Raw genomic sequence first — 3,720 nt, forward strand, 5'->3', positions numbered from 1 at the left:
GGCTGGCCGAACCCTCCGCCGCCGTACGCGCACGCCGCGGCGCGGTCGGTGTGGCTGCTGCCGCGGACGCCTCCGCCTGGCTGGCCGAACCCTCCGCCGCCGTACGCGCACGCCGCGGCGCGGTCGGTGTGGCTGCTGCCGTGGACGCCTCCGCCTGGCTGGCCGAACCCTCCGATGCCGTGCGGGTGCGGCGTGCGGGGCGTTCTCCGGGGGTGCGGGTCGCGGCGCGGGCCGGGCGGGCCGGGGCAGGGGGGAGCTGGCCCTTCAGGGGGCCCCATTCGTTCGGGTCGGGGACGCCCGGGGGAAGCATCTGGCGGCGCTTGGGGCCGCCGTGTTCGGACTCGCCCGGTTCCTTGGCGCCGGGCCAGGCCTTGGCGACGCGGGCGGCCAGGACGAAGTCCTTGCGCAGGGGGTGGCCCTCGAAGCCCTCCGGCAGGAGGAGGTGGTCCAGTGCCGGGTGGCCATCGAAGACCACGCCGAACATTTCGTAGGTCTCGCGTTCGTGCCAGGCCGCGCCCGCGTAGACGTCCACGGCAGAAGGGAGGACGGGCGTCTCGTGGGGGACCGTCGTCCGCAGGAGAAGGCGTCGTACCGGCGACAACGCGACCACGTGCGCCGTGACGCGGAAGCCCGTGCCCGGTTCGTCGACCGCGCTCAGCCAGTCGAAGTAGGTGCAGGACAGCCGGTCGCGTGCCGCTTCCAGCGCCGTGATCCAGGACGTGGGCGGGACGTCCACCGTCAGGACCTCGTACGACTCCTCGGCCGTGGCCTCCGTACCGAAGAGTTCCTCGGCGGGGGCGGGCAGCCAGCCGACCGTGGTCATCGGCCCTCCCCCGAGCCCGAGCCCGAAGCCACGGCCGATCCCGGCTCCGACCCTGATCCGGATCCCGATCCCGATCCTGATCCCGATCCAGATCCCGATCCTGTGGCCGCGGCAGGCGGCTTCACCAGGCCGCTCTGCAGGGCCGCTGCCGAAGGCCGCGCCGTGCCGGACCCGTAGCGCTCCCCCAGCGACTCCCGGGCGATCTTCTCCTGGAGCTTCAGGATTCCCTGGAGCAGGGCCTCGGGGCGGGGCGGGCAGCCGGGGACGTACACGTCCACGGGGATGATCTGGTCTACGCCCTTGGTGACGGAGTAGGAGTCCCAGTAGGGGCCGCCGCAGTTGCTGCACGCGCCGAAGGAGATGACGTACTTCGGCTCGGGCATCTGCTCGTAGAGGCGCTTCACGGCGGGCGCCATCTTGTCAGTGACCGTGCCGGAAACGACCATCAGGTCGGCCTGGCGCGGACCAGGTGCGAACGGGATGACGCCTAGGCGGATGAAGTCGTGGCGGGCCATGGACGCGGCGATGAACTCGATCGCGCAGCAGGCGAGGCCGAAGTTGAAGACCCAGAGCGAGTAGCGGCGGCCCCAGTTCAGGACGACCTTCATCGGCTCGGGGGCGAGGCGGGCGAGGGCGCCCAGCCGCTTCGGCTCCGGCAGGTACACGGGCTCCGAAGAACCCACTTCTGGCGTCACGTCCATGCCAGGACGCCTTTCTTGTAGGCGTACAGCAGGCCCACGGCCAGGAAGCCGAGGAAGATGAACATCTCGACGAGGGTCGCCGCTCCGTAGCCGGGCGCGGCGAAGACCGTCGCCCACGGGAAGAGGAAGATCGAGTCGACGGCGAAGATCACGTACAGGAAGGCGTAGACGTAGTAGCGGACCTGGGTGTGGGCCCAGCCCTCGCCTACGGGGTCGACGCCGCACTCGTACGTCAGAAGCTTCTCGGGGGTGGGGACCACGGGTCGCAGCAGGCGCCCGGCTCCGAAGGCGACCGCGACGAACAGCACACCGACGACGGCGAGCAGTCCGACGACCGAGTAGGACTGGAAGTAGTCCGCCGCCACGACGACGGTCGGTTCCGGCACGTCCGTCCCTCGCTCCCTGACTTGGTGACCCTGCGGCCCTGCGGGCCCTGCAACCTCGTGATCTTGTGATCCTGCGAACGCTGCTGTTCGACGATCTGTACGCACGGGAGTCTAGGGCCTGATAAAGACACGGTAAGCAGGCAGTCACCGGTGGAGAAGCCGGGGTGGGGTTTTCCCCAGGGGATCGCGGCGGTCCGCCTCATGGCGCGGAGACCCGTCCGGCGGCACGCTAGCCCATATGACCGAACGCCTCCCGTCCGCGGACACGGACATTCCCGCGTCCGCGGACACCGACATCCTCCCGTCCGCGGACACCGGCATTACCGCGTCCGCGGACACCGGCATCCTCCCGTCCGCGGACAGCGACCGCCTGCCGCCTCCGCGCTTCGCCTACGACCGGCACACCTGGAAGGAGATCGCTCACCTCCTCGCGAACCTCCCGGTGTCGCTGTTCGGGTTCACCTACGTCGTGACCGTGCTGCTCACCGGGGCGTGGCTGACCATCACGGTGATCGGGTTCCCGCTGCTCGCGGCCGGTCTGATGGGCGCGCGGCAGCTGGGCAGGCTGGAGCGGGCCCGGGCCCGGGCACTGCTCGGAGTGCGGGTGGACGAGCCGAGCCCGCTGCCGATGCGCAGCAGCAAGAACGGTGTCTTCGCACAGCTGTGGATGGCGCTGAAGGATCCGGTGGGCTGGCGCACGGTCCTGTACGAATTCATGCGGCTGCCCTGGGGCATCCTCACCTTCACCATCACGCTGACCTCGCTGTTCGTGCTGTGGCCGGTGCTGCCGTTCATCGCGCGGGGTCTCGCCAACGCGGACCGGGCGATGGTGCGGGGGCTGCTGTCGCCCTCGGACGAGCTGGAGCGGCGCATCGCCGAGCTGGAGTCGGACCGGGGGGTCGTGGTCGACACGGCCGCCGCCGACCTGCGGCGCATCGAGCGCGATCTGCACGACGGGGCGCAGGCCCGGCTGGTCAACCTGGCGATGGGGCTCGGCCTGGCCAAGGAGAAGCTGCAGGAGGGCCAGGCCGACGAAACCGTCGCGCTGATGGTCGAGGAGGCGCACGGCGAGGTGAAGCTGGCGCTGCAGGAGCTGCGGGATCTGGCCCGCGGCATCCATCCCGCCGTGCTGACGGACCGCGGCCTGGACGCCGCGCTGTCCTCGGTCGCCTCGCGCTGCACGGTGCCGGTGAAGGTGACGGCGGACCTTGACTCCAGGCCGGCGGCGGCCATCGAGGGCATCGCGTACTTCACCGTCTCGGAACTGCTGCAGAACATCAGCAAGCACAGCGGGGCGAGATCGGCGTCGGTCGAGGTGTGGCGGACGGAGGAACGACTGCTCATCCAGGTGTGGGACAACGGGCACGGCGGCGCGCGACTCGACGGCGGCGGTACCGGCATGCGGGGTCTCGCCGAACGGCTGGACGCCGTCGACGGGCTGTTCGTCGTCGACTCGCCGCCGGGCGGCCCCACCACCGTCACGGCGGAGCTGCCGTGGCGGGACCGGAGTGAGGACGTCCGGCGCAGGTGACGACGACGTCCCGCCGCCCGACGCGCCGCAGGACACGGACCTGAAGACGCCCCGCGGAGGTAGGGAAAACCCCCCGGCCGAGACGCCGACGGCCGCCATGGTCCGCGGACCTGCGGCCGAGCAGTGTGGAGGCGACATCACAGCCGACGGACGAGCGGCATCTCGGGACGAGCAGAACGGACGACGCCGATGGCCACGGACTACGGACAGGGCTACGGGCACGACAGCGGCTACAGGCACGGCAGCGGCTTCGGGCGCAACGGCGGGTTCGGGCACGAC

At 71.1% G+C, this 3,720-nt stretch carries 4 protein-coding genes; 1 reads left to right on the top strand and 3 read right to left on the bottom strand.

Annotation, left to right across the window (positions count from 1 at the left end):
* The 3 genes from ACZ562_RS08700 to ACZ562_RS08710 all read right to left on the bottom strand — a co-directional run.
* The coding region (locus tag ACZ562_RS08700; RefSeq protein WP_471175307.1) for an NADH-quinone oxidoreductase subunit C at positions 1–823 on the bottom strand (823 nt) is incomplete at its 3' end.
* Entirely contained in the window at positions 820–1,524 is a 705-nt protein-coding gene (locus ACZ562_RS08705; protein ID WP_471175309.1) for an NADH-quinone oxidoreductase subunit B, read from the bottom strand. The genes ACZ562_RS08705 and ACZ562_RS08700, both read right to left, overlap by 4 nt.
* Positions 1,515–1,910: an NADH-quinone oxidoreductase subunit A gene (locus ACZ562_RS08710; RefSeq protein WP_471175311.1), complete on the bottom strand. Its 396-nt coding sequence runs from the start codon at positions 1,908–1,910 to the stop codon at positions 1,515–1,517. The genes ACZ562_RS08705 and ACZ562_RS08710 overlap by 10 nt, the downstream gene beginning before the upstream one ends.
* A 238-nt stretch (positions 1,911–2,148) precedes the next feature.
* On the opposite strand from ACZ562_RS08710, the gene ACZ562_RS08715 reads away from it, so the two are divergent.
* A complete protein-coding gene (locus ACZ562_RS08715) occupies positions 2,149–3,441 on the top strand; it encodes a sensor histidine kinase (protein WP_471175313.1) in 1,293 nt (430 codons plus the stop codon).
* Positions 3,442–3,720 lie beyond the last annotated feature (279 nt).

This window comes from Streptomyces sp. NPDC040410 (genome assembly GCF_055595715.1).